We start from the raw sequence: 2,209 nt of genomic DNA, 5'->3' as shown, positions 1-2,209 counted from the left end.
CGTCCGAGGTCATGTGGGCAAGTATCATCGCACTGGCCGCGATCAACGCTGCGATGACAGCAGTGGCAGATGCTATAGCGTGGATCAGGCTGGCGGTGCCTGCTGAGATATCCGGCATGAAAAGGTTCTTGAGGTTAAAGGTTTTCATCGTTTCACGATCGGGAAGACGGGCAACATGGGGACCTGTCTCGGGTACACGTAGAGTTTCACAGTGCGCGACGCAGCGGCAGAGTGCCATATTTACGTAGCTAACGACAGTCTTGATGCAAGAGGACTGTGGGGGGGGTGGGCTAAGTCGACTCAGACTCGTGTTGGCTGCTGACCGATGAGGTGGTGCGTCAGGATGATGTTATGGGGGTATTCGACCAGGATAGAAGCCGTGTCGTAAAGTTGCAGAGGATGGCTATTCGAGAAAAATTATGAATAAACTAAACCCTGACTTCCGCCTAACTTCATCAACCGCCAGCCTGGAGAATGAGTAAAATAATTTGAACCGCAGAATTTGTACGTAGTCAGGGATAGTAACAAACCCAGGAAAGCACTAGCTTGATGACACCCCAAACAAGGAGACCTCTCGAATGGCACTGTCTTTGAGGCTGGTTATGGCCTTCACTGCCACATTATCATTAACCACATGCACCTATGCACAAAGCCACACCGAACAGACTGCCGCGAGTGCTGCACGCGACAAGATGATTGGCAGGTTTAACGAGGCACTATCAACACAAAATCAACCCAAATTCTCGATCCTCAAAACCCTAAACTTTCAGTCAAGCCATTATCAAGAGACAATCGAGCGCCTTGATGCTCGCTATACGTATCCGCAAGGCTTTCAAATTGATGAAGAGCGCGAATTGGTCTACGTACTCCGATACTCCAACGGCAGACCTACTCGAGGCGTAATTGAAAAATACCACTGGAAGTCGGGCGAAATAATGATGACCTATATCATCCCTGAGCCCCAACCCACTGTTTCAGAAGGCCTGGTAATTAAAAAAGAAACAGACGGCGATGTAGCCTACATACGATCGGGCAACACCTTGGCTCGCCTTCTGCTTATCGATTCCCCCTCAGGCTTTGGCAACACACAAAGGCTCGGCTCTGTCGCCAACAATGTAGCTCAAAGCTTTTATCACAAGGATAATGAGTGGTTTGTCGAAAAATTTAAAATTTCTAAAGACAGTCTCGGGGAGAGCCGAGGCCGGTATATGATTCTCGACAGCGAATTCAACACCATTGGGGAGGTAACTTTTGCGCCTCAGTATGCAGGCTACCGAAACTCGGAAAAATGGAATATACCAAAGCATCAAGGATTTGCAGTCCTGGATAACGGATATGCGATGACAATGGGTGGGTACTGGGACGTTCGCACCAAGACTAGCCCTTACAACTACTTTGGTATCAATTTCTTTGACAAGAATGGAAAGCCCATCAAATCTGAATATATGTCACCCGAAGCATTTTCCGCCCAAATCGCAGAAATGGGTATTCAGGCTTACTCAATCGAGAACGAAGGACTGCAAGAACTTAAAGATGGAAAGCTGGTAACATTACAAATTATTCGCACCCAAGGTGGACGGGGCGGAAAGCTGCTCTTCCTGCTTATTGAGCCTTAGTTATGCCTGCGGCTACCCTCAGCGAGAGCAGCCGCTGCCCAACCGGACAGGCACATGAGTTAGTATTCGCCGAGTTCAGCCACGATGCCGGCCACGGAAATAGTCAATTAACCCTTGGGTCGATCCATCTTCGGCACGCTCATCAAGACCACCGACCAACCGCTGGTAGACCCCTTCCCCCAACTCCTTACCCAACTCTACTCCCCACTGATCAAAGGCGTTGATACCCCAAACCACGCTCTGTACGAATACCTTATGCTCGTACATCGCCACCAACGCGCCCAACCGTCGGGGACTGATGCGCTCAACCACCAACGTATTGCTAGGGCGATTACCTGGAATAACTTTATGAGGGGCGATCTTCTCGATGTCCGAAGAATTTAAACCCTTTTCACGCAACTCAGTCTCAGCTTCCCTACGGCTTTTACCCAGCATCAACGCCTGGCTCTGCGAGAGACAGTTGGCGTACAGCCACTGATGATGGTCGGCCACAGGGTTGAAACTCACTACCGGCACGATGAAGTCAGCCGGAATCAGCTGGGCGCCTTGGTGCAGCAGCTGATGATAGGCGTGCTGGCCGTTACAACCTACGC

Annotated in this window: 1 protein-coding gene and 1 pseudogene; one reads left to right on the top strand and one right to left on the bottom strand. The window is 50.2% G+C overall.

What is annotated here, in order from left to right; all coding sequences use genetic code 11:
- The first annotated feature begins 578 nt into the window (after positions 1 to 578).
- Positions 579 to 1,616 (top strand): hypothetical protein, encoded by a 1,038-nt coding sequence (locus HP547_RS28420; RefSeq protein WP_172288819.1) that lies wholly within the window; start codon positions 579 to 581, stop codon positions 1,614 to 1,616.
- Positions 1,617 to 1,691: 75 nt separating this feature from the next.
- On the opposite strand, the pseudogene HP547_RS28415 reads toward HP547_RS28420, so the two are convergent.
- Positions 1,692 to 2,209 (bottom strand): annotated as a pseudogene (locus tag HP547_RS28415) (glucose-6-phosphate isomerase); the annotation flags it as partial.

It is taken from the genome of Pseudomonas sp. CM27, from assembly GCF_013179515.1.
GTDB lineage: Bacteria > Pseudomonadota > Gammaproteobacteria > Pseudomonadales > Pseudomonadaceae > Aquipseudomonas.
This window is presented reverse-complemented; position numbering and strand designations above follow the sequence as displayed.

Bases quoted from the DNA above. Each gene is read 5' to 3' on its own strand.
- HP547_RS28420 (WP_172288819.1), top strand. From the start codon at position 579: ATGGCACTGTCTTTGAGGCTGGTTATGGCCTTCACTGCCACATTATCA.